Origin of the sequence: Streptomyces sp. WP-1, assembly GCF_030450125.1 — a bacterium.
Classification (GTDB): Bacteria; Actinomycetota; Actinomycetes; order Streptomycetales; family Streptomycetaceae; genus Streptomyces; species Streptomyces incarnatus.
The window spans coordinates 4,427,982-4,452,566 of the sequence record NZ_CP123923.1 but is presented as its reverse complement, the minus strand read 5'-3'; the positions used below and the strand labels follow the sequence as shown (position 1 = coordinate 4,452,566).

The following is a 24,585-nucleotide window of genomic DNA, read 5'->3' as shown; positions in this document are numbered from 1 at the left end:
GGTCTAGTCCAATTTAAGAGTACGCGGCCGGACCCGCGCCAGTACGCCACCCGGCATACACACCCGCACACACCGGTACGCCACCCGGGCGCACGGGCCCGCGGGACGCCGGCGCCTCCCCACCCCCGAGCCACCTCATCCACACCGCTACCCCGCCGAGCACCCCCACGCGAGAATGACCCCATGGCCGACCTCGACGCCCTCCGTCTCCGATTCGCCCGTGCCCTGGATGCCGTCCGCGCTCCCGAGGGCGGGCCGGACGCCGTTCCCTACGCGGACAATCTCCTCGGCCGGTGGCAGGAGCCCCAGCGCCGCTACCACACGCCGGCCCACCTCACCGCGGTCCTCGATCACGTCGACCTGCTGGAGACGCACGCGGCCGATCCGGACGTCGTGCGGCTGGCCGCCTGGTTCCACGACGCCGTCTATCTGCCGGAGCGTTCCGAGAACGAGGAGCGTTCGGCGCGGCTGGCCGAGCGGGCGCTGTCCGAGGCCGGGGTGGAGCGGGCGCGGGTCGCGGAGGTGGCCCGGCTCGTGCGGCTGACCGTCACGCACGACCCGGCCGAGGACGACCGCGACGGCCAGGTGCTGTGCGACGCCGACCTGGCGATCCTGGCCGCGCCCCCCTCGGCGTACGCCGCCTACACCGCCGAGGTCCGCGAGGAGTACCACTTCGTGCCCGACGACGCCTTCCGGCAGGGGCGTTCCGATGTGCTGCGCCAACTCCTCGCGCTGCCACGGCTGTTCCACACCCCCTACGGCCGCGAGCACTGGGAGGCCACCGCCCGCTGCAACCTCGCCGCCGAACTGGAAATGCTGTCGCCGTGACGCGGCCCCACACCTAAGGTGCCGCCCATGCGAGCGATGAGCGGGGAACATGTGACCGAGGCCGTGGCCGGGTGCCTGGCCGTGCTGGGCGGAGCGGTCGGCCGGGACTGGCGGGGCGTGCGCGCCGGGCGGGTCGAGTGGGACTGCCACACCACCGCCGTGCATGTCGCGGACGACCTCGTGGCGTACGCCGCCAACCTCGCCGGGCGCGCGCAAGACGCCTACATCCCCTTCGAGCTGCGGCTGGACGAGGGCACCGGCAACGCGGGGCTGCTCCAGGTCCTGGAGACCACCGGCGCGCTGCTCGCCGCCGCCGTGGTCACCGCGCCGCCGGACGTCCGCGCCTTCCATCCCTACCCGTTCCGCGACGCCGACCGCGAGGGCTTCGCCGCGATGGGCGTCGCCGAAGTCCTGCTGCACACCCATGACATGGCCGAGGGTCTCGGCCTCCGCTACGAGCCGCCCGCCGAACTCGCCGACGCCGTGCTGGCCACGATCTTCCCGCACATCCAGCCCGGCCCGGCGCCCTGGCCGACCCTGCTGTGGGCGACCGGCCGCGGCGAGCTGCCCGGCCGGGCCCCGGTCACCGGGTGGCGCTGGTACAACAACCTCGTCCTGCGCAGCGAGCGCCTCACCCTCACCGGCGTCCGCCCGGCCGCCGCCCGCGATCTCGCCCTCGGCGGCGACGGCGGCTTCGACTGGATCGGCGACGGCCCCGAGGAGGGCACCCGGGACGCCGCGCGGATGCTGCTGAAGGCGTACGAATCCGGCGTCCACCGGCCCGAGTTCACCTCCTTCACCCTCGTCCGCGCCGAGGACGGCCGCGCGGTCGGCGCCCTCGGCTTCCACGGCGCCCCGGACGAGGACGGCCGCGTGGAGATCGGCTACAACCTGGTCCGGGACGCCCGCGGCCAGGGCTACGCCACGGAGGCGCTGCGCACGCTGTCCCGGTGGGCGCTGGCCCGCGACGACGTACGGACGCTGTACGCGCGGGCGCAGACGGTCAACGCCGCCTCCCAGCGGGTCCTCGTCCGCGCCGGGTTCGAACCGGCGGGCGCGATCGACGGCCGGCTCCTGGCCTTCGAGCTGCGCGCGTGACCGCGCCCCTCCAACCATCCGGGCCCTACGAAAGCCCGCGCCGCACCAGCCCCTTGGGCCGCCGCAGCCCCGACGCCCGCAGCAGCCGCACCAGTTCACGGCTGCCGACCTCCACCGCGCCCGCCGCCACCGCGTCCGCGTACCGGTGCGCCGGAAGGTCGTAGTGATCGCGCTCGAAGGCCCGCCGGGGCACCCCCAACCCGTCGGCGAACACCCGGAGTTCGCCGTACGACACATCGCTGACCAGATGCGACCACAGGCGTCCGTGCCCCGGCCAGGTGGGCGGGTCGATGTACACCGTCACGGGCGCCTCACGAGGACGGGCCCCCGCCGATGGCGGAGCCCAGCAGGCCGACCGCCGCGACCTTGACGCCCGCCCGGTGGCACACCCAGTGCGGGTCGGGGCCCAGCTCCGGTTCCACCTCCAGCGCGTGCGGGTCGCCCGTGCCGCAGACCGGGCACAGCGGCCAGCGGCCGTACCGCTCCAGCAGCGCGTCCTGCACGTCCTGGGCGACCAGACCGGCCACGAAGTGCACGCCGTCCGGCCACTGCTCGACCCACCAGCGCCGCTGCGCCACCGAGTCCTCGACCAGCGAGACCACGTCCGCCTCCGCGACCCGGCCGGCGACGAGATCGGCGAGGACCAGGGCACGGGCCGCGTGCAAGGCCTGTTCAAGGGGACTGAGGGGCTCCATGGAACCCATTGTGCGCACTCTTGACCCGGACACCGAACCGAAAATATCTTTCACAGGTGACCCAGGACGTGAAGGAAAGTTTCGGCAGTCCGGTGGGCTCGCTCGCCGCCAAGGTGCGCACCCTCGCGCCGTCGATGACCCGGTCCATGCAGCGCGTCGCCGAGGCCGTCGCGAGCGACCCGGCCGGCTGCGCCGCCCTCACGGTCACCGGCCTCGCCGAGCTGACCGGCACCAGCGAGGCCACCGTCGTACGCACCGCGCGGCTGCTCGGCTACCCCGGCTACCGGGATCTGCGGCTCGCCCTCGCGGGCCTGGCCGCCCAGCAGCAGTCCGGGCGGGCGCCCGCCATCACCACCGACATCGCCGTGGACGACCCGATCGCCGACGTCGTCGCCAAACTGGCGTACGAGGAGCAGCAGACCCTCGCCGACACCGCCGCCGGACTCGACACCGGCCAGCTCGACGCGGCCGTCACCGCGCTGGCCGGCGCCCGCCGCACCGATGTGTACGGCATCGGGGCGTCCGGGCTCGTCGCCCAGGACCTCACCCAGAAGCTGCTGCGCATAGGGCTCATAGCGCACGCGCACAGCGATCCGCATCTCGCCGTGACCAACGCCGTCCAGCTCCGCTCGGGCGACGTGGCGATCGCGATCACCCACTCCGGCTCGACGGGGGACGTCATCGAGCCGCTGCGGGCCGCCTTCGAGCGCGGGGCGACCACCGTGGCCATCACCGGCCGCCCCGACTCACCGGTCACCCAGTACGCCGACCACGTCCTGACCACGTCCACCTCACGGGAGACCGAGCTGCGCCCGGCCGCGATGTCCTCGCGGACGAGCCAACTGCTCGTGGTGGACTGCCTGTTCGTGGGAGTGGCCCAGCGCACCTACGAGACGGCGGCGCCCTCGCTCGCCGCGTCGTACGAGGCGCTGGCGCACCGGCACCGCAGCAACACCAGGTGAGCACCCGCACCGCCGGCGGGTGAGCACCGGCACCGGGGGAACACCGACCGGCACCCGAGACCGAGAGAGCCGCTTGCATGACCGCCCATGACCTGCGCAGCCAGCTGGCCTCGCTGACCACCGAGGCCTTCCGACCCGAACTCGCCGACATCGACCGCCTGCCCACCCTCGACATCGCCCGTCTGATGAACGGCGAGGACGCGGGCGTGCCCGCCGCCGTCGCCGGCCAGCTCCCCCGTATCTCCGCCGCCATCGACGCGGTGGCCGCGCGGATGACCCGGGGCGGGCGCCTGATCTACGCCGGCGCGGGGACCGCGGGGCGCCTCGGCGTCCTGGACGCCTCCGAGTGCCCGCCCACCTTCAACACCGATCCCGCCCAGGTCGTCGGCCTGATCGCGGGCGGCCCGCAGGCGCTGGTCTCCTCCGTGGAGGGCGCGGAGGACTCGGACGAGCTGGCCCGCGCCGACCTCGACGCGCTCAAGCTCACCGCCGAGGACAGCGTGGTCGGCGTCTCCGCCTCGGGCCGCACCCCCTACGCCGTCGGCGCGGTCGAGCACGCCCGCGCGCAGGGCGCCCTGACCATCGGGCTCGCCTGCAACGAGCACAGCGCGCTGGCGGCCGCCGCCGAGCACGGCATCGAGGTCGTCGTGGGACCGGAGCTGATCACCGGCTCCACCCGGCTCAAGGCGGGCACCGCGCAGAAGCTCGTCCTCAACATGCTGTCGACCATCACGATGATCCGGCTCGGCAAGACGTACGGGAACCTGATGGTCGACGTGCGCGCCTCCAACGCCAAGCTGCGGGCGCGCTCGCGCCGGATCGTCGCGCTGGCCACGGGCGCGGCCGACCCGGAGATCGAGCGGGCGCTGACCGAGTCCGGCGGCGAGGTGAAGACCGCGATCCTCGTCCTGCTGGCCGATGTCGACGGCCCCTCGGCCGGCCGCCTTCTGGAGGACTCCGGGGGCCATCTGCGCGCAGCGCTGGCCCGCGCGACCGGCTGACCGCACGCTCGAAGGGTGCACACGGACCCCACCTCCACCGCGACCGCCGTCCTGACCCGCCTCGGCGGCCCCGCCAACGTCACCTCCGTGACCCACTGCATGACCCGGCTGCGGCTCACCCTCGCCGACCCGGACGCGGCGGACGGCACCGGGCTGCGATCGGTGCCGGGGGTGCTGGGAGTGGTGGAGGACGGGGCCGCGTGGCAGATCGTGCTGGGGCCGGGCGTGGTGGACGCGGTGACCGACGAGGTGCGGGCGCGGGTCCAGGGGCGGCCCCCGGCCGGAGCGGCCCTGAAGGAGAACCTGCGCCGCCGTGACGCCACCCCTTTCAAGACGGCCCTGCGCCGCGTGGCCGGCGTCTTCGTCCCCCTCATCCCGGCCCTGATCGGCTGCGGCATCCTCGCCGGCCTCAACGGCGTGCTCCTGAACGCCGGCTGGCTGCCCGGCCTGACCCCCGCGCTCAGCACGGTCGCGTCGGCCTTCATGGCGCTGCTCGCGGTGTTCGTCGGCTACAACACGGCCCAGGAGTTCGGCGGCACCCCCGTGCTGGGCGGGGCGGTGGCGGCGGTGGTCGTGTACCCGGGCGTGGCGAAGGTGACGGTGTTCGGGACGCAGCTCGCCCCCGGCCAGGGCGGGGTCCTCGGCGCACTGGCGGCGGCCTTCCTCGCCACCCGGGTGGAGCGGCTGTGCCGGGGCCGCGTCCCCGAGACCCTGGACGTCCTGCTCACCCCGACGGTGACCGTCCTCGTCCCCGGCCTGATCACGCTCTACGGCCTGATGTACGCGGCCGGCACGGTCGCCACCGCGATCGGCGCCGCCGCGAACTGGCTGCTGGCCACGACGGGCGCGCTGGCCGGACTCCTGCTGGGCGGCCTCTTCCTCCCCCTGGTCATGCTGGGCCTGCACCAGGCCCTGATCCCCATCCACGCCACCCTCATCCAGCAGCAGGGCTACACCGTCCTGCTCCCCCTGCTGTCCATGGCGGGCGCGGGCCAGGTGGGCGCGGCCCTCGCGGTGTACGTCCGGCTGCGCCACGACCGCTCACTGCGTACGACGATCCGCTCGGCCCTGCCCGCCGGGCTGCTCGGTGTCGGCGAGCCGCTGATCTACGGCGTCTCCCTCCCCCTCGGCCGGCCCTTCCTGACCGCCTGCGCGGGCGGCGCGGCGGGCGGCGCCTTCATCGGCGCGTTCGCGATGCTCGGCACGAAGGTCGGCGCGACGGCGATCGGCCCCTCGGGCTGGGCCCTCTTCCCCCTGCTGGCCGGCAACCGGAGCCTCGCGGCCACCGCGGCGATCTACGCGGGCGGCCTCCTCACCGGCTACACGGTCGGCTTCCTGGCCACCTGGCTCACCCTCGCACGGAGCGCGCCACACCAGGGTGTAGCGCCAGAAGAAACCCCGCCGCAGCCGGACCCCGGGCAGCAGCCGACGGGCCTGTCCGGCAATCTCTGAGAAGTCCATGTCCGGCCCCTGGACGGGCGCGGTCATCGCCACGGGCCGTTCCGTGACGGCCCGCCCCCGGTTCTTCACCCAGCCGAACAGCGCGTTGAGCGGCACGGAGAGCACCCCGCGCACGTCCTCGTCCCGGGCGCACCCCACGACGACCAGCGTCCCGCCGGGCGCCAGCTCCGCCCGGAACCGGGCGAGGGTCTCGGCGAAGGGGAGGTGGTGCAGTACGGCGACACAGGTGATGACGTCGTACGGGCCGGGCGGCAGCCCGTCGGGGGCGGCGGCCAGGGTGTACCGGACGTTCGCGGCGGCCCCGCCGTGCTCCCGCGCCCGCTCCAGGATCCCCGGGTCGGAGTCGACCGCCTCCACCCGCTCCGCCCGCCCGGCCAGCAGCCGCGCCAGCTCACCGGCACCGCATCCCACGTCCAGCGCCCGGCCGGACCGCGGGGGCAACTGCCGTAGCAGCCAGGGGTGGTAGTGGGCGTTGTGGTCCCAGGGGTGGGCGTCGTTGAACCGCCGAAGCCCCTCGATCAGCCGCTCCGCAGAAGTCGCCATGGCCCCACCCCAGCACAACCTCCCCGGCCGCCCGGCGGCATCCTGGACACTGGGGGCGAGGACCACGCCAGTAATTCGTCTACCGACCGGAACCCACCACCATGAATCACGCCCAGCTGACCGCCCTCGGCCGAGCGCTCCGGCTGCTCGGGGAGCACGGGGAGGCGTTGGCCGCCGACACTCCGGACGGGCGGCTCCAGGAGATCAGGACGGATCTGCGCAGGGCGCTGGACCTGCTGGAGGAGAGCGTCGGGGCGAACGCGCCGGCCACCCGGTGCGCCGAGCATCCGCACGGACCGGTGGACGAGAGCGCCCCCGACCTGTGCCTGCTGTGCGAGACCCGGCGCCGGGCCGCCCGCCGCTCGGAGTACGGGGGCAGGGCGAACCCGGCCGAGCCGGTGGCCACCGCGCCCTCCCGGTACGGCGTCCGGGCCGACCGCCCGCAGCCCCAGCAGCGCTGGCTGCCGGAGCTGTGGAACGGCCAGGAGTGGCAGCTGTGCGGCACACCCCGGCGGGACCGCCGGGAGGCCGAGGCGTACCTCGCCGCCCAGCGGCGCGGGGCGCGGCCCGCGATGGCGTACCGGCTGGTGCACGAGTTCACCGACTACGAGGTGCTCCGCGTGTGGGGCACCCCCGTACGCGTCGACATCGAGCCGCTGAACGGCAACATCGGCGGGATCTGAGTCCTCAGCTGAGCGTCTTCAGGGCCGCCGCGTCGTACGGCGCCAGCTCCGACACCCGGCCCGCGAGCACCTTCGCCGCCCACTCGGGGTCCTGGAGCAGCGCGCGGCCGACCGCGATCATGTCGAACTCGTCGGCCTCCAGGCGGTCGAGCAGGTCGTCGATGCCCTGCACCGGGGAGCCCTCGCCGACGAACGCGCCGGTGAAGTCGCCGTCGAGGCCGACCGAGCCGACGGTGATGGTCTGCTTGCCGGTGAGCTTCTTCGTCCAGCCCGCGAGGTTGAGGTCGGAGCCGTCGAACTCGGGCTTCCAGTAGCGGCGGGTGGAGGCGTGGAAAACGTCGACGCCGGCCGCGGCGAGCGGGGCCAGGATCGCCTCCAGCTCCTGCGGGGTCTCGGCGAGCCGGGCGTTGTAGTCCTGCTGCTTCCACTGCGAGTAGCGGAAGAGGACGGGGAAGGTGGCCGAGACGCGCTCGCGGACCGCCGCGACGATCTCCGCGGCGAACCTGGTGCGGGCCGCCAGGTCGCCGCCGTAGGCGTCGGTGCGGCGGTTGGTGCCCGCCCACAGGAACTGGTCGAGGAGGTAGCCGTGGGCGCCGTGCAGCTCCACGCCGTCGAAGCCGATGCGCTCGGCGTCCGCGGCCGCCTGGGCGAACGCGGCGATGACGTCGTCGACGTCCTGCTGCGTCATGGCCTTGCCGGTGGGCTCGGCGCCGGCGGTGACCAGGCCGGAGGGGCCCATCGCGGGGGCGGCCGGGAAGGGGGCGTCGCCGTCCTTGCGGACCATGCCGATGTGCCACAGCTGCGGGACGATCGTGCCGCCCGCCGCGTGCACGTCCTCGGCGACCTTCGCCCAGCCCGCGAGCTGCTCCTCGCCGTGGAACCGCGGCACCCGGTCGCTCTGGCCGGCCGAGTCATGGCCGACGTAGGTGCCCTCGGTGACGATCAGGCCGACACCGGCGGCGGCGCGACGGGAGTAGTACGAGCGCACGTCCTCGCCGGGGATGCCGCCCGGGGAGAACATCCGGGTCATCGGCGCCATCACGATCCGGTTGGGGACGGTGAGGCCGTTGAGGGTGATGGGGCGGGAGAGTACCTGGGCCGCGCGGGTGGCGGGCGGCGTGTCGACGGTCACGTGGGGGCTCCTCGGAAAGCTGCTGACCGGGCGGTATGTGAATGCGCATTGTTGTAGCTGCTTAAGTAAGCCGCTGTACAGAGGCAGGCATTCCCGGACCCGGAAGCGGCCGGCTGTGACGCCGGACACGCCCGGACGCGACTGAGGCCCGGGCAAAGCCCGAGGGCGGCACCCCCTGTCCCTGACAGGAAGTGCCGCCCTCGGTAAGGACGTTGATCAACCGGAGGTCGATCAGAAGTCCATGTCACCGCCCGGCATGCCGCCCGGAGCGGCCGCGGCGGCCTTCTCCGGCTTGTCGGCGATGACGGCCTCGGTGGTGAGGAACAGCGCGGCGATGGAGGCGGCGTTCTGCAGCGCGGAACGGGTCACCTTCGCCGGGTCGATGATGCCCTCGGCGACCAGGTCGACGTACTCGCCGGTCGCGGCGTTCAGGCCGTGGCCCGGGGTCAGGTTGCGCACCTTCTCCACCACGACGCCGCCCTCGAGGCCGGCGTTGACGGCGATCTGCTTCAGCGGGGCCTCCAGCGCGATGCGCACGGCGTTGGCGCCGGTCGCCTCGTCACCGTCGAGCTCCAGCTTCTCGAAGACCTGGGAGGCCTGGAGCAGGGCCACGCCGCCACCGGCGACGATGCCCTCCTCGACGGCCGCCTTGGCGTTGCGCACGGCGTCCTCGATGCGGTGCTTGCGCTCCTTGAGCTCCACCTCGGTGGCGGCACCGGCCTTGATGACCGCGACGCCGCCCGCGAGCTTGGCCAGGCGCTCCTGGAGCTTCTCGCGGTCGTAGTCGGAGTCGCTGTTCTCGATCTCGGCGCGAATCTGGTTCACGCGGCCGTTGACCTGCTCGGAGGAGCCGGCACCGTCGACGATGGTGGTCTCGTCCTTGGTGATGACGACCTTGCGGGCGCGGCCCAGGAGGTCCAGGGTCGCGTTCTCCAGCTTGAGGCCGACCTCCTCGGAGATGACCTCGCCGCCCGTGAGGATGGCGATGTCACCGAGCATGGCCTTGCGGCGGTCGCCGAAGCCCGGGGCCTTGACGGCGACGGACTTGAAGGTGCCGCGGATCTTGTTGACGACCAGGGTCGACAGGGCCTCGCCCTCGACGTCCTCGGCGATGATCAGCAGCGGCTTGCCCGACTGCATGACCTTCTCCAGGAGCGGGAGCAGGTCCTTGACGGAGCCGATCTTGGAGTTCGCGATGAGGATGTACGGGTCCTCGAGCGACGCCTCCATGCGCTCCATGTCGGTGGCGAAGTAGGCGGAGATGTAGCCCTTGTCGAAGCGCATGCCCTCGGTGAGCTCAAGCTCCAGACCGAAGGTGTTGCTCTCCTCGACGGTGATGACGCCTTCCTTGCCGACCTTGTCCATCGCCTCGGCGATCAGCTCGCCGATCTGGGTGTCGGCGGCGGAGATGGACGCGGTGGAGGCGATCTGCTCCTTGGTCTCGACGTCCTTCGCCTGCTCCAGCAGGGCGGCGGAGACGGCCTCGACGGCCTTCTCGATACCGCGCTTCAGGGCCATCGGGTTGGCACCGGCGGCGACGTTGCGCAGGCCTTCCTTGACCAGGGCCTGGGCGAGCACGGTCGCGGTGGTCGTACCGTCACCGGCGACGTCGTCCGTCTTCTTGGCGACTTCCTTGACCAGCTCGGCGCCGATCTTCTCGTACGGGTCCTCGAGCTCGATCTCCTTGGCGATGGAGACACCATCGTTGGTGATCGTGGGGGCGCCCCACTTCTTCTCGAGGACGACGTTGCGACCCTTGGGGCCGAGCGTCACCTTGACGGCGTCCGCGAGCTGGTTCATGCCGCGCTCGAGGCCGCGCCGCGCCTCCTCGTCGAACGCGATGATCTTGGCCATGTGAAGTGGTCCCTCCAGGACTGGGGGTGATTCCTTCGGACCGCGCCCGCGCCCGCGACGGACGGTTCGCCGGCCTGTGGTTCCTTGCCCCACGTGGCCTGCGGACCTCACCGACCCGGTCCTTCTTTGTCACTCTCACCTTCAGAGTGCTAACGCCAATGATTAGCACTCGGCATGCCCGAGTGCAAGGTGTGCCCGCGCAGCGGGCTCGTCGAGGGGGTGGCGGTCGGGTGACGGACGGGCGCAAGCGCCTTGGCCTCACCGGGGCCCGCGGGTGGCCGGGGTCAGCCGGAGGCGGACACGCGCGGGCACCCGGCCGCGGGCACGCCGAAGGGCCCGCACCCTGTGCGAGGTGCGGGCCCTTCGGTGGAGAAACGTTCAGACGGCGACGCGAACCATGTCGGCCTGCGGACCCTTCTGGCCCTGCGAGATCTCGAACTCCACTCGCTGGCCCTCCTCCAGGGTGCGGTAGCCGTCCATCTGAATGGCGCTGTAATGGACGAAGACGTCCGCACCACCGTCGACCGCGATGAAGCCGTACCCCTTCTCCGCGTTGAACCACTTGACGGTGCCCTGAGCCATGCCTAACTCCCCTATTACTGGCCCTTGCACAGATCCGCACTTCGCGGACCCGGGTCAGACCTCGCCCCCCAATGCGTCGGGGGCGTGCGCCGGAACGCGTCGACCGCGGCTGAATGTATCTGTCCAACTGCCCTCTGCAACAGGTCAATTGGACGAGAATTCTGGACGGGAACGATCCGGAATGTGGGGAGAATTCGCCCGAATTCAGGGCAAGTCGGGCCCCATAAAAGACGCAAAAGCCGCGGAATACCCGTGTATTTTGGCTGCTTCTTGTCGGGACCGCGGAAGAGAATCGAGGGCTTACCCTCGATCGCCGGAGGGCGCGTTCCCCAACTGTACCGCGCTCAATCACACAGAATTGCCCCCTCCGCTTCTCTCACGGAGAGGGCAATCCGAGGTACCTTCGGTGACCGTCATTACCCGAGGTAATGACCGATCATTCGGTCAGCAGCCGCCGGCCACCGCAGGGATGATGGAGACGCCCGCGCCGTCCGGGGTGGAGGTCTGAAGGCCCTGCTCGAAACGGACGTCGTCGTCGTTGACGTAGACGTTCACGAACCGGCGCAGCTTGCCCTGGTCGTCCAGGACGCGGGCGGCGATGCCGGTGTGGTTCTTCTCCAGGTCCTCGATGACCTCGCCGAGGGTCGTGCCCTCGGCGGCGACCTCGGCCTGTCCGCCGGTGTAGGTGCGCAGGATGGTGGGGATGCGAACGGTCACGCTCATGCGAGGCCAGCCTCTCGGAAGGAGTCCAGGTTCGGGCGGATGGTGGCGGTCAGGCCGGTGCCGGCCACCGCGTCGAGGGTCTTGAGGCCGTCGCCGGTGTTGAGGACGACGGTGGTCTTCGCCGGGTCGAGCGCCCCGCTCTCGATCAGCTTCCTGGTGACGCCGACGGTCACCCCGCCGGCCGTCTCGGCGAAGATGCCCTCGGTGCGGGCCAGCAGCTTGATCGCGGCCACGACCTGCTCGTCCGTCACGTCCTCCACCGCGCCGCCGGTGCGCCGGGCGATGTCCAGGACGTAGGGGCCGTCGGCCGGGTTGCCGATGGCGAGGGACTTGGCGATGGTGTTGGGCTTCTGGGGCCGTACGACGTCGTGGCCCGCCTTGTAGGCCGTCGACACCGGCGAGCAGCCCTCGGCCTGGGCGCCGAAGATCTTGTACGGCCGGTCCTCGACCAGCCCCAGCCCGATCAGCTCCCGGAGCCCCTTGTCGATCTTGGTGAGCTGGGAGCCGGAGGCGATCGGGACCACGATCTGGTCGGGCAGCCGCCAGCCGAGCTGCTCGCAGATCTCGTACGCCAGGGTCTTGGAGCCCTCGGCGTAGTACGGCCGCAGGTTCACGTTGACGAAGCCCCAGCCCTCGCCGGCCGGGTCGCCGATCAGCTCGGAGCAGAAGCGGTTCACATCGTCGTAGTTGCCCTCGATGCCGACCAGCTCACCGCCGTAGACCGCGGCCATGACGACCTTGCCCTGCTCCAGGTCGTGCGGGATGAACACGCAGGAGCGCAGTCCGGCGCGGGCGGCGGCGGCGCCGACGGCGCCGGCCAGGTTGCCGGTGGAGGAGCAGGACAGGGTGGTGAAGCCGAAGGCGCGGGCCGCCTCCAGGGCCTGGGCGACGACCCGGTCCTTGAAGGAGTGGGTCGGGTTGCCGGAGTCGTCCTTGACGTACAGACCGCCGGTGACGCCGAGTTCGCGGGCCAGGTTGTCGGCCTTGACCAGCTTGGTCCAGCCGGGGTTGATGTTCGGCTTGTCCGCGACATCGGCCGGGACCGGCAGCAGCGGGGCGTAGCGCCAGATGTCGGCGGGGCCGTCCTCGATCCGCTTGCGCAGCTCTTCGGTGTCGTAGGCGGAGAAGTCGTAGGCGATCTCCAGCGGGCCGAAGCATTCCTCGCAGGCGAAGACCGGGCCGAGCGGGACGCGGTGGCCGCATTCGCGACAGCTGAGGGCGGCGGCGGGGCCGAGATCGACGGTGGGGGTACCGGAGGTGGCAACTGTCTGCACAGCCATGAGAGGCGAGGCCCTTTCTCCTCATCTTCCTCACGACGCGCTTCGCCGTGAGACGGATTTGGCACCTTCCCTAGCCGGGAGCCTCGCTGTGATGAGAACGAGAACCGACTGGAGGGTTGCCGGGGCTTCATCGGGCCGTGTCCCTCTGCCCCTCTGGATGAGCGGTATTCGATTGTGTCCGCGGTATCGCGGTGTGTCCGCGCGCGACCCCCGACATGCGATGGTCATCGGCGTTGCTCAAGACTGTAACCGAAGGCCTGGAGAGTTGAGATAGTCGTCCGTACCGCGAGACGAGCCGCGAGACGAGCGTGAGGAGCCGGGGACCGTGCTGGAAGAAGTCGAGCGCTGGATGGGCAACCGCTCCTGGTCCGTGCGCGATCGGCCGGCGCACCAGGTCCTGGCGGCGAAGGGGCGCACCGGCCAGACCATCAGCGTGGTGCTGCCCGCGCTCGACGAGGAGGAGACCGTCGGCGAGATCGTCGCGGTGATCCGGCGCGATCTGATGGAGCGGGTGCCGCTCGTCGACGAGGTCCTGGTGATCGACTCCGGCTCCACCGACCGCACCTCCGAGGTCGCCGCCGCGGCGGGCGCGCGGGTGGTGCACCGGGACGCGATCCTGCCCCGGATACCCGCCGTGCCGGGCAAGGGCGAGGTGCTGTGGCGCTCGCTGCTCGTCGCCACCGGGGACATCATCTGCTTCATCGACGCGGACCTGCGGGAGTTCTCCTCCGACTTCGTCCTCGGCATCGTCGGCCCGCTGCTCACCGATCCGGACGTGCAGCTGGTCAAGGCGATGTACGACCGTCCGCTCGCCGGTACGGCGGGGCAGGGCGGCAGGGTCACCGAGCTGATGGCGCGCCCGCTGCTGAACATGCACTGGCCGCAGCTGGCGGGCTTCGTGCAGCCGCTGGGCGGGGAGTACGCGGCCCGGCGCTCGCTGCTCGAACAGCTGCCGTTCCCGGTCGGGTACGGGGTGGAGCTGGGCATGCTGGTGGACGCGCTGCACCTGGTGGGCCTGGACGCGCTGGCCCAGGTGGACGTCGGGGTGCGCAAGCACCGGCACCAGGACGGGCAGGCCCTCGGCCGGATGGCGGCGGCCATCTACCGCACGGCCCAGCTGCGGCTGGCCCGCGGCCATCTCGTGCGCCCCGCGCTCACCCAGTTCGAGCGGGGGGCCTCCGGCTTCGAGCCGCGCACGTACGCGGTGGACACCGAGGAGCGGCCGCCGATGACCGAGATCGCGGAGTACGCCCGGCGCCGGGTGGCGTGAAAGCGCAGGTACGGGCGTGGCCGCCGGGTTCCGGGGCGGTCTGCGGGTTTGAGGGTTTGCGGGTCGGGCTAGGTTGTGGACCATGGCTTCCACGCACGGTGCTGAGGTGCTGGTCGCGTCCAATCGCGGCCCGGTTTCGTACGACATGGCTGAGGACGGCTCACTGCGCGCCAAGCGGGGCGGCGGCGGGCTGGTCTCGGGCCTGTCGGCGATCGGTCCGGAGACGAACGCGGTCTGGGTGTGCGCCGCGCTGGGCGACGGCGACCGGGCGGCCGTGCGCCGCGCCGAGGGCGGTCCGCTGCCCGAGGCGGACACCGGCGGGCAGCGGGTGCGGATGCTGGACATCGACCCGGACGTCTTCGCCGCCGCGTACAACGGGATCGCCAACTCGGTGCTCTGGTTCGTGCACCACATGCTGTACCAGACCCCGCTGGAGCCCGTCTTCGACGCGGAGTTCCGGCGGCAGTGGGCGGCGTACGAGGCGTACAACCAGGCGTTCGCGAAGGCGCTGGCCGAGGAGGCGGGCGACGGGGCGGCGGTGCTGATCCAGGACTACCACCTGGCGCTCGCCCCGCGGATGCTCCGCAAGCTGCGGCCCGATCTGCGCATCGGCCACTTCTCGCACACGCCGTGGGCGCCCGCGGAGTACTTCCGGCTGCTGCCCGACGACATCGCGGCGGAGCTGCTGACCGGGATCCTCGGCGCGGACCGGGCGGCGTTCCTGACCCGGCGCTGGGCGGACGCGTTCACCGCGTGCTGCCACGCGGTGCTGGGGCCCGGGATCCCCGCCGGTACGAGGATCGGGGTGCACGGCCTGGGCGCGGACGCCGACTTCCTGCGCGAGCGCTCCCACCGGCCGGACGTGGACGAGCGGATGGCGGCGCTGCGAGCGGAGATCGGCGAGGGCCGCCGGACGATCGTCCGGGTGGACCGCACCGAGCTGTCCAAGAACATCGTGCGCGGGCTGCTGGCGTACCGGCAGCTGCTGGACGAGCACCCCGAGTGGCGGGAGAAGGTCGTCCACGTCGCCTTCGCGTACCCCTCCCGGCAGGACCTCACCGTGTACCGGGAGTACACGGCGGAGGTGCGGCGGGTCGCCGAGGAGATCAACTCGGCCTACGGGACGCCGGATTGGATCCCGGTGGTGCTGCATGTGAAGGACGACTTCGCCCGTTCCCTCGCCGCGTACCGGCTGGCCGACGTGGCACTGGTCAACCCGATCCGGGACGGCATGAACCTGGTCGCCAAGGAGGTCCCGGTCGTCTCCGACGAGGGCTGTGTGCTGGTGCTCTCGCGGGAGGCGGGGGCGCACGAGGAGATGGGGGAGGACGCGCTCACGGTCAACCCGTACGACATCACGGGCACGGCCGAGACGCTGCACACGGCGCTGACCATGCCGGCCGAGGAGCGGGCCGAGCGCTCGAAGCGGCTGGCCGCGGCGGGCACGGCGCTGCCGCCGGCCCGGTGGTTCCTGGACCAGCTGCACGCCCTGGACGATCAGACCAGCTGAGCCGCCAGCGCGGTGAGGAGTCCGACGACGCCCTCGGGGCCGTCGACCACCAGGTCGGCCCGCTCGGCCAGTTCGGGGACCTCCGTGCTGCCGCTGCACACGAGGAGCCCCGGGGTGCCCTCGGAGCGGAGTTTGTCGACGGCGGCGAAGGCGGGCAGGTCACCGAGGTCGTCACCGGCGTAGAGGACGGACCGGGCGCCGGTCTCGCGGAGGTACTCGCCGAGGGCGACGCCCTTGTCCATGCCGGGCGGGCGCAGTTCGAGGACCATCCGGCCGGGTTCGACGATCAGCCCGTGGCGGGTGGCGAGGTCGGCGAGGGGGGCGCGCAGGGCCTCGTACGCGGCCTGCGGGTCCTGTGCGCGGCGCGTGTGCACGGCGACGGCGCGGCCCTTCTCCTCGATCCAGGTGCCCTGCCAGGCGCCGATCCGGTCCAGCAGGCCCGGCAGTTCGGCGCGGACGGCGGCGACGCCGGGGTGCGGGGCGGGGGCGGTGACGGTGCCGGTGGCGGCGTCCCAGCGTTCGGCGCCGTAGTGGCCGAGGACGGTGAGGTGGTCGAGGCCGGGGACACCGGCGAAGCCGCCGTAGCGGACCGCGACGCCCGCGGGCCGGCCGGTGATCACGGCGACACGGGCGACCTTGGGGGCGAGGACGGTGAGCGCGGCGACGGCGGCGGGGTGGGCGCGGGCCTGCTCGGGGTCGTCCACGATGGGGGCGAGGGTGCCGTCGAAGTCCAGGCCGATCACCGCGGCGGCGGGGTTGTCGAGCAGCGCGGTGAGTCCGTCCCGGCCGGCCGGGGTGGCGGGGGTCGGCAGAGAATCCATGTACCGACACTATCCAGCGGGGGCGGTCGTCACGCCTGTGACTCCTCCGCCTCAGCGCTCCGAGCGCCGCGTCTCCCTGATCCTGCGCAGGCGGTTCACCGTGAGCGGGTCGTGGGAGAGGGCGCGTTCGTCGTCGAGGAGGGCGTTGAGGAGCTGGTAGTAGCGGACCGGGGAGAGGTGGAGGTCCTCACGGATGGCACGTTCCTTCGCGCCGGGCCCGGGGAAGGACCGGCGTTCCAGTGCGAGGATCTCCTGCTCGCGCTCACCCAGTTCCATGGGGAAACCGTAGCGCTCAGTTGGTGCTGGCCGCGCTGTCCGCCGCCGTGGCCGTGGCCTGGAGCCGGGTGAGGACGCTCTCGGGGTTGCCGTCGGGCTCGACGGCCTGGCCGATGTTCTGCTTCACGGCCGCGCTGACCTGCGCCCAGGAGGTCTTGCCCACCGGGTACAGCTCGCTCGTGGGCAGCTGGTCCAGGAAGGGGTGCAGGGCCTTGTCGGGCGCCGCGTCGGACGCGCTCATGGCGTTGGAGGCGGAGGTGGTGACCGGGAGGAGCCCGTAGGTGCGGGAGAAGTCCAGGACGTTCTTCTCGCTGTACACGTAGTTCAGGAAGTCGCCGATCTGGTCGGCGTGGCCGTTCTGCTTGAACGCCATCATCCAGTCGGACACGCCCATCGAGGACCGCGCCCGCCCGGTCCGGCTCGGCGTCGGCACCATGCCGAAGCGCACGCCCTTCGCCTCGGCCTGCTGGATCAGCGTGGGATGCCCGTCGACCATGCCGACCTGCCCGTCGGCGAAGGCCGCGAACGCCTGCGCCCGGTTCAGCTTGCCCGGCGCCACCGGCCCGGTCAGCCCCTTGGCGACCAGGTCGTCCTTGAGCCAGGAGAACGTCTGCACGTTCTGCTCGGAGTCGATGGTGTAGGTGCCGATGTCGTCGGTGTACCCGGTGCCCCCGGAACCGCCGTCGCCGCCGCTGAGCAGCCACTGCATCGTCTCGGCCTGCGCCTCCTCGGGCCCCAGCGGCAGCGCGAAGGGGTACTTCACGCCCTTCGCCTTGAGCGCCTTGGCGTCCGAGGCCAGGTCGTCCCAGCTGGTGGGCGGGGTGGTGATGCCGGCGCTCGCGAAGAGCGTCTTGTTGTAGAAGAGCACCCGCGTGGACGCGGCGAAGGGTATGCCGTACTGCGTATGGCTCCACTGGCCGGCGTCGGACAGCTGGGAGAGGAAGTCCGCCTGGGTGCGGATGGAGAGCAGGTCGGAGGCCGCGTAGAGCTTCCCGGCCGCCGCGTAGTCGGCGTAGGCGCCGATCTGCGCCAGGTCCGGCGCGTGCCCGGCGTCGACCATCTCCTTGACCTTGCGGTCGACGTCGTTCCAGGAGTACACGCTGACCTGCACCTTCACGTGCGGGTGCGTCTTCTCGTACTCCTTGACCAGCGAGTCCCAGTACTTCTGCGAGCTGTTCCCCGCCGAGTCGCCGTAGTCCGCGGCCACGAGTCTGAGGGTCACATCGGAGGAGCCCGTGCTCCCGCAGCCGCCGAGGAACGCGGTCATGCCCATCGCGGACACCGTCGCGATCATTCCTGCCGTACGCCGACGCACCGTCAAAGCCCCAACCCTGCTGTCCGAACGATTAGTGAGATGAATGCCTAAGGTCTACACCACGCGAGTGGACTAGACCTCTCGCGGGTCAGCGGGCCACACTGTCCCCGTGAGACATGTCATCGCCCTGGACGTGGGCGGTACGGGTATGAAGGCCGCCCTCGTCGGGGACGACGGCGCCCTGCTGCACCACGCCCGCCGCGCCACCGGCCGCGAGCGCGGCCCCGACGCGGTGGTCGCGGGCATCCTCGACTTCGCCGCCGAGCTGTACGCGTACGGCGCCGAGCACCACGGCCCGCCGGCCGCCGCCGGCATAGCGGTGCCCGGCATCGTCGACGAGGAGCACGGCACCGCCGTCTACGCCGCCAACCTCGGCTGGAAGGACGTACCGCTGCGCGATCTGCTCGCGAAGCGGCTCGGGGTGCCCGTCGCGCTCGGCCACGACGTGCGCGCCGGCGGGCTCGCCGAGGGCCGGATCGGCGCGGGCCGGGGCGCCGACCGCTTCCTGTTCGTGCCGCTCGGCACCGGCATCGCGGGCGCGATCGGCATCGACGGCCGGGTGGAGTCCGGGGCGCACGGCTTCGCGGGCGAGATCGGCCATGTCGTCGTACGGCCCGGGGGCACGCTCTGCCCCTGCGGGCAGCGCGGCTGTCTGGAGCGGTACGCCTCCGCGTCCGCCGTCAGCGAGGCCTGGGCGGCGGCGGGCGGGGACCCGGACGCGGACGCGGCCGACTGCGCGCGGGCCGTCGCGGCGGGCGACCCCGGTGCCCGGCGGGTCTGGCAGGAGGCGGTGGACGCGCTCGCCGACGGCCTGGTCACCGCGCTCACCCTGCTGGACCCGCGCACGCTGATCATCGGTGGCGGTCTCGCCGAGGCGGGGGAAGTGTTGTTCCAGCCCCTGCGGGACGCCGTCCGGCGCCGGGTCACCTTCCAGAAACTGCCGTCCATCGTCCCCGCCGCCCTCGGCGACACCGCCGGCTGCCTGGGCGCGGGCCTGCTCGCGCGGGATCTGCTGACGACCACTTCTACTCCGGAGGTAGACACCTGATGGCCAGTCCAAGAGGAGCCGCGACGAACCCGCAGGTGCTCACCGGCGCGAACGTCGTCCTCCCCACCGGAACGGTGAAGAACGGCCGGGTCGCCGTGGCCGGCCGGCACATCACCGGCACCGCGCCGGCCGGCGCCCCCGAGCTGGACGTCTCCGGCCACTGGCTGGTCCCCGGCTTCGTCGACCTGCACAACCACGGCGGCGGCGGCGCCTCCTTCTCCGGCACCGCCGAGCAGATCCTCACCGCGATCCGCACCCACCGCGCGCACGGCACCACCACCCTCGTCGCCTCCACCGTCACCGACGAGATGGACCTGCTGGTCCGCCAGGCCGGGCTGCTCAGCGAGCTGGCCGAGCAGGGCGACATCGCGGGCGTCCACTTCGAGGGGCCGTTCATCTCGCCGTGCCGCAAGGGCGCCCATTCCGAGGCGCTGCTGCGCGACCCGGAGCCGGCCGAGGTGCGCAAGCTGATCGACGCGGCGCGCGGGCAGGCGCGGATGCTCACCCTCGCCGCCGAGCTGCCGGGCGGCATCGACTCGGTGCGGCTGCTCGCCGAGCACGGGGTGATCGCGGCGATCGGGCACACGGACGCGACGTACGAGCAGACGGTGGACGCCATCGAGGCGGGTGCCACGGTCGCCACGCACCTCTTCAACGCGATGCCCGCCCTCGGCCACCGCACCCCGGGCCCGGTCGCCGCCCTCCTGGAGGACGAGCGGGTGACGGTCGAGCTGATCAACGACGGCACGCATCTGCACCCGGCCGCCCTGGAGCTGGCGTTCCGTCACGCGGGCGCGGACCGGGTGGCGTTCATCACCGACGCGATGGACGCGGCCGGGACCGGCGACGGCCGCTACATGCTGGGCCCGCTGGAGGTGGAGGTCAGCGAGGGGGTGGCCCGGCTGGTGGAGGGCGGTTCGATCGCGGGCTCCACGCTGACGCTGGACCGCGCGTTCAAGCGGGCGGTGACCGTGGACCGGCTGCCGGTCGAGGACGCGGTGAAGGCCCTGTCCGCCAACCCGGCCCGGCTGCTGGGCCTGTCCGACCGGATCGGCTCCCTGGAGCCCGGCAAGGACGCGGACCTGGTGCTGCTGGACGCGGACTTCGACGTGCGGGGCGTCATGCGGCGCGGCGAGTGGGTGGTCGCTCCCCAACTGGGCTGATACGCCCGGCTTTTCCCTGCGGCGGAGGCCGACCCGCGTCTGGGTCGGCCGCCGTCCCTTTGGCATGATCGGGGCCCCGGAACGTCGGCTTCGAGGGAGGCAGCCCGGGTGATCCTCACGGTCACGCTGAACACCGCTCTCGACATCACCTATCGGGTGGCGTCGCTGCGTCCGCACGCCTCGCACCGGGTCTCGGAGGTCATCGAGCGCCCGGGCGGCAAGGGTGTGAACGTGGCCCGGGTGCTCGCGGCGCTCGGGCACGAGGTGACGGTCACCGGGTTCGCGGGCGGCGGCACGGGCCGGGCGGTGCGGGACGGGCTCGCCGGGACCGGGGGGCTGACGGACGCGCTGGTGCCGGTGGCGGGGGCGACGCGGCGCACGATCGCGGTCGTGGACGAACACTCCGGTGACACGACGCAGTTGAACGAGCCGGGCCCGCAGATCGCGCCCGCGGAGTGGGCCGCGTTCCTGGACCGCTACGCGGGGTTGCTCTCCGGGGCCTCGGCGGTGGCGCTGTGCGGCAGCCTGCCGCCGGGGGTGCCGGTGGGGGCGTACGCGGGCCTGATACGCACGGCGCGTTCCGTCGGCGTACCGGTCCTGCTGGACACCAGCGGCGAGCCGCTGCGCCGCGGGGTGGCGGCCCGCCCCGACATCATCAAACCGAACGCCGACGAACTGGCCGAACTCACCGGCTCCCACGACCCCCTGCGCGCCACCGAGGCCGCCCGCCGCCGCGGCGCCCACACGGTCATCACCTCCCTGGGCCCGAACGGCCTCCTGGCCTCCACCCCGGAGGGCCGCTGGCGCGTGATCCCGCCCGCCCGTGAGCACGGCAACCCCACCGGCGCGGGCGACTCGGCCGTCGCCGGTCTCCTGTCCGGTCTGCTGGACCGGCTCCCCTGGCCGGACCGCCTCACCCGTGCGGTCGCCCTGTCAGCGGCCACCGTGCGGTCCCCCACGGCGGGTGACTTCGACCGCGGGGTCTACGAGAGGCTCCTGGCGCGCTTGTCGGTGACGGCGGCGTGAAAGCTTTGTGGCTCTCATGCGTCTGACCAGCAGTTTGGCCGAGGAGTGCCTTCCCCCGACGTCGGCTGGGTGATTGGATGATCATCCGTTCGCTATATGACCAATAGCGATAGTTGTAGGGGGTAATCCCATATGAGCGTGTTCAAGAAGAGCCTGACGACGGTGGCTGTAACCGGCGCACTGCTGGGCGGTGTCTTCGCCACACCGGCCGCGGCGGCCGATCCCCGTACCTGCCCGCAGGGGAAGGTCTGCGGCTGGTCGGGGACGAACAGGACCGGTACCAGGACCGTCCTCTCCGTGGAGCCCGGCTGCTACCCCTTCACCACGGCCCGGTCCGTCTCGAACCAGACGTCCTACCGCATCGAGTTCTGGCACATCACACCCGGCACCGGCTGCGACCACGGAACCCGGCTCATCACTCTGAAGGCACACACCTACTCGAACAACCCCGGTGGCACCGTCACGGGGATCGGAGTCAACGCGAAGTAGCGGCCCTGAACCTGACGACGGTCCCCGGCACCCCGGGGACCGTTCCGCTGTCCGGGCGCTACTGGACCCACAGCTGGTCGATGAGGGCGTTGCACTGGTTGCCCTGGCCGCAGGCGATCGTCACCGTGTTGGAGCCCCGGTTCAACGTGACGGGGGCCCAGGTGGTCTGCCAGCCCTTCTCGAAGTCGCCCTTCGGCGAGCCGATGAAGTTCTTCATGCCGAGCGGCTGCTGGTTGGACTTGCCGTTGACCGTCACCGTCGCGTTGGCGTCCTCACCGGGAATCGCGTAGCGCACGTACAGGCGGTACGAGCCGGCCTTCTGGACGTCGCCGACGTTCCAGGTGACGGAGGCGCCGACCTGGTTGAGGCCGGCCACGTACCTGCCTCCCGCCCCCTTCGCACCCTTGACGTTCGTGGCCACCGCGGTGCCGCCCGCCAGCTGCACGGAGCTGTCCGCCGCGTCGACCTTCGGCAGCGCACCGCCCGCCGAGCTGCTGCTCGTCGGGGTCGGGTCCGTGGACCGGGAGTGGGTCGGGGTGGTGCCGGCCTGGTTGTCGGACTTGTCGTCGGAGCTGCCGTTGAGCATGGCGACGCCGATGCCGATGACCACCGCGGCGACCACCGCGATCGCGCCGATCAGCAGGCCCTTGGTGTTGGGGCCGCGGCGGCCGGGGCCGGGCGCCGGGGCGTGGGCCGCGGGCGGGGCGCCGCCGGGGAGCGTCTCCGGGGCCTGGTAGTGCGCGTTCGGCTGGCCGTAGGCACCCTGCTGCGGGACGTAGGGCTGCTGCTGGCCGTACTGACGCTCGCCGACCGCGCGCACCCTGCTGACCGAGTTCGGGTAGCCGTAACCACCGGACGGCGGCTGTGCTCCTCTGGCCTGGCCATCCGCGTACAGATAGCCGAACGGGTCGTCTTCCTCGGGCGTGCTCGCGCCGTTGTCGCCGGGCGTCATCCCTTGGTACTCCTCAACAGGTGCGAACGGATACGGTCATGGCTGGAAAGGCGAGCCTACCGGTTCCGCTTAGCCCAAACAGGTGACGCAGACCGCATCAACTCGCTGACCTGGGACTCATCCCGCGCGGCGATGTTGTTTGGGACGAGATCGTTTCTCTACGTACATCCGCTCGTCGGCGGACTTCAGCACCTCGTCGGCCGTCATCCCGCAGTGCGCCCACCCGATGCCGAAGCTCGCCCCCACCCGGACCGCCCGGCCCTCGGCCCGGATCGGCTGGATGATCTCGTTGCGCAGCCGGACCGCCAGGTCCTGGGCGTCCGCGCGGCCGAGCCCGTCGGCGAGGATCACGAACTCGTCGCCGCCGAGCCGGGCCACCGTGTCGCCGTCGCGCACCCCCTGCGACAGCCGCCGGGCGACCTCGATCAGGACGGCGTCGCCCGCGTTGTGCCCGAACCGGTCGTTGATCGACTTGAAGCCGTCCAGGTCGCAGAAGAGCACCGCGAGACCCTTGGTGCCGTCGTCCTGCTCGCCCTCGGGCGCGACGGTGTGCACATGGTGGTCGTAGCCGTCGTACGACTCCACGCCCGGCGCGAAGTCGAAGCCGTGCCCGCTCGGGCCGTCGAAGGCGGGGTGGCCGTAGGCCGCGTCCAGGGACTCCAGGGCGTGCGCCGGGCGGCGGCACAGCCGGGCGGCGAGCCGTGAGCGCAGCTCGGCGGAGTTCGGCAGGCCGGTCAGCGAGTCGTGCGAGGCGCGGTGGGCGAGCTGCAGCTCACGGCGCTTGCGCTCCTCTATGTCCTCGACGTGGGTGAGCAGGAAGCGGGGCCCGTCGGCGGCGTCCGCGACCACGCTGTTGCGCAGCGACACCCACACATAGCTGCCGTCGCGGCGACCGAGGCGCAGCTCGGCGCGCCCGCCCTCCGCCGAGGTGCGCAGCAGGGTGCCGATGTCCTCGGGGTGCACGAGATCGGAGAAGGCGTAGCGGCGCATCGCGGAGGCCGGACGGCCGAGCAGCCGGCACAGGGCGTCGTTGGTGCGCAGGATGCGGCCGTGCTGTTCGCCGCCCATCTCGGCGATGGCCATGCCGGACGGCGCGTACTCGAACGCCTGCCGGAAACTCTCCTCGCTGGCCCGCAGCGCCTGCTGCTCGCGCTCCAGGCGGACCAGGGCGCGCTGCATGTTGGAGCGCAGCCGGGCGTTGCTGATCGCGATGGCGGCCTGGAAGGCGTACATCTGGAGGGCCTCGCGGCCCCAGGCGCCGGGCAGCCGGCCGTTGCGCGGGCGGTCGACGGATATGACGCCGAGCAGCTCACCGCGGGAGCCGCCCGGGGCGCCCGGTGTGTACATGGGGGCGAAGAGGCGGTCGGAGGGGTGCCACTCGTCCTCGAAGCGGGGCGCGGGACCGTCCGTGAACCACTGGGGCACATCGTCGTCGTCCAGCACCCAGCCCTCGGTGTGCGGTATGAAGATGAGGTCGCCCCACCGCTCGCCCATGCCCAGGCGCCGGTCCCAGGCCTCGCGGGAGCCGACCCGGCCGGTGATCAGGGCCTCGGCGGCGGAGTTGCCGGAGAACGCGGCGACGACGAGATCGCCGTCGGGTCGTACGAGGTTCACGCCCGCCATCTCGTACCCGAGGGCGTTGACCACGCCGTCGGCGACGGTCTGCAAGGTGTCCGCGAGGCTGCGCGCCGTGTTCATGTCCGCCATGACCTGGTGCAGCTGCCGCAGGGACGCAAGACGGACATACGGCTCCGACTCGGTCTCCATGCTCGCCCTCCCCCCGAGACCTCGCAGCGAATCAAGGGTCGTCGTCTTCGGCGCCTCGTGGTTGCTCCAGCAGTTTCACCGCCACTGAATCACAGCGCGCTGCTCA

General features: G+C 72.3%; 24 protein-coding genes, 1 pseudogene and 1 riboswitch. Of the genes and pseudogenes, 12 read left to right on the top strand and 13 right to left on the bottom strand.

Going from position 1 to position 24,585, the window contains the following annotated elements; genetic code table 11:
* Positions 1–183: 183 nt before the first annotated feature.
* Both QHG49_RS19515 and QHG49_RS19510 read left to right on the top strand, forming a co-directional pair.
* Positions 184–828 carry a hypothetical protein gene (locus QHG49_RS19515; protein WP_301490525.1) on the top strand — a complete coding sequence of 215 codons (645 nt, stop codon included), beginning with the start codon at positions 184–186 and terminating at the stop codon, positions 826–828.
* Between the two features lie 27 nt (positions 829–855).
* Positions 856–1,926, top strand: coding sequence for a GNAT family N-acetyltransferase (locus QHG49_RS19510; protein WP_301490524.1), 1,071 nt, complete (start codon positions 856–858; stop codon positions 1,924–1,926).
* Positions 1,927–1,951: 25 nt separating this feature from the next.
* Here the strand turns inward: QHG49_RS19510 and QHG49_RS19505 are convergent, their stop codons facing one another.
* On the bottom strand, positions 1,952–2,230 hold the full coding sequence (locus tag QHG49_RS19505; RefSeq protein ID WP_159702546.1) for a DUF4031 domain-containing protein: 279 nt from the start codon (positions 2,228–2,230) through the stop codon (positions 1,952–1,954).
* A gap of 7 nt (positions 2,231–2,237) precedes the next feature.
* A complete protein-coding gene (locus QHG49_RS19500; RefSeq protein ID WP_159702549.1) occupies positions 2,238–2,621 on the bottom strand; it encodes a hypothetical protein in 384 nt (127 codons plus the stop codon).
* A 56-nt stretch (positions 2,622–2,677) separates the two neighbouring features.
* Here QHG49_RS19500 and QHG49_RS19495 point away from each other — a divergent pair, with 56 nt between their 5' ends.
* The 3 genes from QHG49_RS19495 (at position 2,678) to QHG49_RS19485 (ending at position 6,036) form a co-directional block, all read left to right on the top strand.
* Positions 2,678–3,583, top strand: a complete 906-nt coding sequence (locus QHG49_RS19495) for a MurR/RpiR family transcriptional regulator (RefSeq protein ID WP_145485875.1) — start codon at positions 2,678–2,680, stop codon at positions 3,581–3,583.
* A 77-nt stretch (positions 3,584–3,660) separates the two neighbouring features.
* Positions 3,661–4,584 carry an N-acetylmuramic acid 6-phosphate etherase gene (murQ, locus tag QHG49_RS19490; RefSeq protein ID WP_145485874.1) on the top strand — a complete coding sequence of 308 codons (924 nt, stop codon included), beginning with the start codon at positions 3,661–3,663 and terminating at the stop codon, positions 4,582–4,584.
* A 15-nt stretch (positions 4,585–4,599) separates the two neighbouring features.
* Positions 4,600–6,036 (top strand): PTS transporter subunit EIIC, encoded by a 1,437-nt coding sequence (locus QHG49_RS19485; protein WP_301490523.1) that lies wholly within the window; start codon positions 4,600–4,602, stop codon positions 6,034–6,036.
* A 147-nt stretch (positions 6,037–6,183) separates the two neighbouring features.
* Here the strand turns inward: QHG49_RS19485 and QHG49_RS34135 are convergent.
* A pseudogene (locus tag QHG49_RS34135) lies at positions 6,184–6,588 on the bottom strand (class I SAM-dependent methyltransferase); the annotation flags it as partial.
* A 101-nt stretch (positions 6,589–6,689) separates the two neighbouring features.
* Here QHG49_RS34135 and QHG49_RS19475 point away from each other — a divergent pair.
* Positions 6,690–7,271, top strand: a complete 582-nt coding sequence (locus tag QHG49_RS19475) for a hypothetical protein (RefSeq protein ID WP_159702558.1) — start codon at positions 6,690–6,692, stop codon at positions 7,269–7,271.
* A 4-nt stretch (positions 7,272–7,275) separates the two neighbouring features.
* Here the strand turns inward: QHG49_RS19475 and QHG49_RS19470 are convergent, their stop codons facing one another.
* The 5 genes from QHG49_RS19470 to thrC all read right to left on the bottom strand — a co-directional run bounded on the left by QHG49_RS19470 (position 7,276) and on the right by thrC (position 12,842).
* On the bottom strand, positions 7,276–8,403 hold the full coding sequence (locus QHG49_RS19470) for an NADH:flavin oxidoreductase (protein WP_301490522.1): 1,128 nt from the start codon (positions 8,401–8,403) through the stop codon (positions 7,276–7,278).
* A gap of 231 nt (positions 8,404–8,634) precedes the next feature.
* Positions 8,635–10,257 (bottom strand): chaperonin GroEL, encoded by a 1,623-nt coding sequence (groL, locus tag QHG49_RS19465; RefSeq protein ID WP_111583891.1) that lies wholly within the window; start codon positions 10,255–10,257, stop codon positions 8,635–8,637.
* 378 nt (positions 10,258–10,635) lie between these two features.
* The gene (locus QHG49_RS19460) at positions 10,636–10,839 is read right to left on the bottom strand and encodes a cold-shock protein (protein ID WP_037653356.1); all 204 of its coding nucleotides are present in this window, start codon (positions 10,837–10,839) and stop codon (positions 10,636–10,638) included.
* A 444-nt stretch (positions 10,840–11,283) separates the two neighbouring features.
* Positions 11,284–11,562 (bottom strand): MoaD/ThiS family protein, encoded by a 279-nt coding sequence (locus QHG49_RS19455; RefSeq protein WP_037653358.1) that lies wholly within the window; start codon positions 11,560–11,562, stop codon positions 11,284–11,286.
* Positions 11,559–12,842 (bottom strand): threonine synthase, encoded by a 1,284-nt coding sequence (thrC, locus tag QHG49_RS19450; protein ID WP_167532260.1) that lies wholly within the window; start codon positions 12,840–12,842, stop codon positions 11,559–11,561. The genes QHG49_RS19455 and thrC overlap by 4 nt, the downstream gene beginning before the upstream one ends.
* Before the next feature lie 18 nt (positions 12,843–12,860).
* Positions 12,861–13,006: riboswitch (SAM riboswitch) on the bottom strand.
* A gap of 161 nt (positions 13,007–13,167) precedes the next feature.
* On the opposite strand from thrC, the gene QHG49_RS19445 reads away from it, so the two are divergent.
* A complete protein-coding gene (locus QHG49_RS19445) occupies positions 13,168–14,112 on the top strand; it encodes a glucosyl-3-phosphoglycerate synthase (RefSeq protein WP_145485869.1) in 945 nt (314 codons plus the stop codon).
* Between the two features lie 82 nt (positions 14,113–14,194).
* Positions 14,195–15,622, top strand: coding sequence for a trehalose-6-phosphate synthase (locus QHG49_RS19440; protein ID WP_301490517.1), 1,428 nt, complete (start codon positions 14,195–14,197; stop codon positions 15,620–15,622).
* On the opposite strand, the gene otsB is transcribed toward QHG49_RS19440, so the two are convergent.
* The 3 genes from otsB to QHG49_RS19425 are packed head-to-tail and all read right to left on the bottom strand — an operon-like array spanning position 15,610 to position 17,992.
* Positions 15,610–16,443, bottom strand: coding sequence for a trehalose-phosphatase (gene otsB / locus QHG49_RS19435; RefSeq protein WP_301490516.1), 834 nt, complete (start codon positions 16,441–16,443; stop codon positions 15,610–15,612). The genes QHG49_RS19440 and otsB overlap by 13 nt on opposite strands.
* A 51-nt stretch (positions 16,444–16,494) precedes the next feature.
* The gene (locus QHG49_RS19430; RefSeq protein WP_111583897.1) at positions 16,495–16,719 is read right to left on the bottom strand and encodes a DUF3263 domain-containing protein; all 225 of its coding nucleotides are present in this window, start codon (positions 16,717–16,719) and stop codon (positions 16,495–16,497) included.
* Between the two features lie 16 nt (positions 16,720–16,735).
* Positions 16,736–17,992, bottom strand: coding sequence for an extracellular solute-binding protein (locus QHG49_RS19425; protein WP_301490513.1), 1,257 nt, complete (start codon positions 17,990–17,992; stop codon positions 16,736–16,738).
* Positions 17,993–18,143: 151 nt separating this feature from the next.
* On the opposite strand from QHG49_RS19425, the gene QHG49_RS19420 reads away from it, so the two are divergent.
* The 4 genes from QHG49_RS19420 to QHG49_RS19405 all read left to right on the top strand — a co-directional run bounded on the left by QHG49_RS19420 (position 18,144) and on the right by QHG49_RS19405 (position 21,760).
* A complete protein-coding gene (locus tag QHG49_RS19420) occupies positions 18,144–19,082 on the top strand; it encodes an ROK family protein (RefSeq protein WP_145485866.1) in 939 nt (312 codons plus the stop codon).
* Positions 19,082–20,245, top strand: coding sequence for an N-acetylglucosamine-6-phosphate deacetylase (gene nagA / locus QHG49_RS19415; protein WP_301490511.1), 1,164 nt, complete (start codon positions 19,082–19,084; stop codon positions 20,243–20,245). Before QHG49_RS19420 ends, nagA begins: the two co-directional genes overlap by 1 nt.
* A gap of 108 nt (positions 20,246–20,353) precedes the next feature.
* Positions 20,354–21,271, top strand: a complete 918-nt coding sequence (locus tag QHG49_RS19410) for a 1-phosphofructokinase family hexose kinase (protein WP_145485865.1) — start codon at positions 20,354–20,356, stop codon at positions 21,269–21,271.
* A gap of 132 nt (positions 21,272–21,403) precedes the next feature.
* On the top strand, positions 21,404–21,760 hold the full coding sequence (locus QHG49_RS19405; protein WP_301490509.1) for a peptidase inhibitor family I36 protein: 357 nt from the start codon (positions 21,404–21,406) through the stop codon (positions 21,758–21,760).
* Between the two features lie 58 nt (positions 21,761–21,818).
* Here QHG49_RS19405 and QHG49_RS19400 read toward each other — a convergent pair whose 3' ends face one another.
* Both QHG49_RS19400 and cdgB read right to left on the bottom strand, forming a co-directional pair.
* Entirely contained in the window at positions 21,819–22,712 is an 894-nt protein-coding gene (locus tag QHG49_RS19400) for a CBM35 domain-containing protein (RefSeq protein WP_301490507.1), read from the bottom strand.
* Between the two features lie 117 nt (positions 22,713–22,829).
* A complete protein-coding gene (gene cdgB / locus QHG49_RS19395; protein ID WP_301490506.1) occupies positions 22,830–24,479 on the bottom strand; it encodes a diguanylate cyclase CdgB in 1,650 nt (549 codons plus the stop codon).
* Positions 24,480–24,585 lie beyond the last annotated feature (106 nt).

Bases quoted from the DNA above. Each gene is read 5' to 3' on its own strand.
- QHG49_RS19500 (WP_159702549.1), bottom strand. From the start codon at position 2,621: ATGGAGCCCCTCAGTCCCCTTGAACAGGCCTTGCACGCGGCCCGTGCC.
- QHG49_RS19475 (WP_159702558.1), top strand. From the start codon at position 6,690: ATGAATCACGCCCAGCTGACCGCCCTCGGCCGAGCGCTCCGGCTGCTC.
- QHG49_RS19455 (WP_037653358.1), bottom strand. From the start codon at position 11,562: ATGAGCGTGACCGTTCGCATCCCCACCATCCTGCGCACCTACACCGGC.
- otsB (WP_301490516.1), bottom strand. From the start codon at position 16,443: ATGGATTCTCTGCCGACCCCCGCCACCCCGGCCGGCCGGGACGGACTC.
- QHG49_RS19515 (WP_301490525.1), top strand. From the start codon at position 184: ATGGCCGACCTCGACGCCCTCCGTCTCCGATTCGCCCGTGCCCTGGAT.
- cdgB (WP_301490506.1), bottom strand. From the start codon at position 24,479: ATGGAGACCGAGTCGGAGCCGTATGTCCGTCTTGCGTCCCTGCGGCAG.
- nagA (WP_301490511.1), top strand. From the start codon at position 19,082: ATGGCCAGTCCAAGAGGAGCCGCGACGAACCCGCAGGTGCTCACCGGC.
- QHG49_RS19430 (WP_111583897.1), bottom strand. From the start codon at position 16,719: ATGGAACTGGGTGAGCGCGAGCAGGAGATCCTCGCACTGGAACGCCGG.
- QHG49_RS19460 (WP_037653356.1), bottom strand. From the start codon at position 10,839: ATGGCTCAGGGCACCGTCAAGTGGTTCAACGCGGAGAAGGGGTACGGC.
- QHG49_RS19440 (WP_301490517.1), top strand. From the start codon at position 14,195: ATGGCTTCCACGCACGGTGCTGAGGTGCTGGTCGCGTCCAATCGCGGC.
- QHG49_RS19400 (WP_301490507.1), bottom strand. From the start codon at position 22,712: ATGACGCCCGGCGACAACGGCGCGAGCACGCCCGAGGAAGACGACCCG.
- QHG49_RS19425 (WP_301490513.1), bottom strand. From the start codon at position 17,992: ATGGGCATGACCGCGTTCCTCGGCGGCTGCGGGAGCACGGGCTCCTCC.
- murQ (WP_145485874.1), top strand. From the start codon at position 3,661: ATGACCGCCCATGACCTGCGCAGCCAGCTGGCCTCGCTGACCACCGAG.
- QHG49_RS19405 (WP_301490509.1), top strand. From the start codon at position 21,404: ATGAGCGTGTTCAAGAAGAGCCTGACGACGGTGGCTGTAACCGGCGCA.
- thrC (WP_167532260.1), bottom strand. From the start codon at position 12,842: ATGGCTGTGCAGACAGTTGCCACCTCCGGTACCCCCACCGTCGATCTC.
- QHG49_RS19510 (WP_301490524.1), top strand. From the start codon at position 856: ATGCGAGCGATGAGCGGGGAACATGTGACCGAGGCCGTGGCCGGGTGC.
- groL (WP_111583891.1), bottom strand. From the start codon at position 10,257: ATGGCCAAGATCATCGCGTTCGACGAGGAGGCGCGGCGCGGCCTCGAG.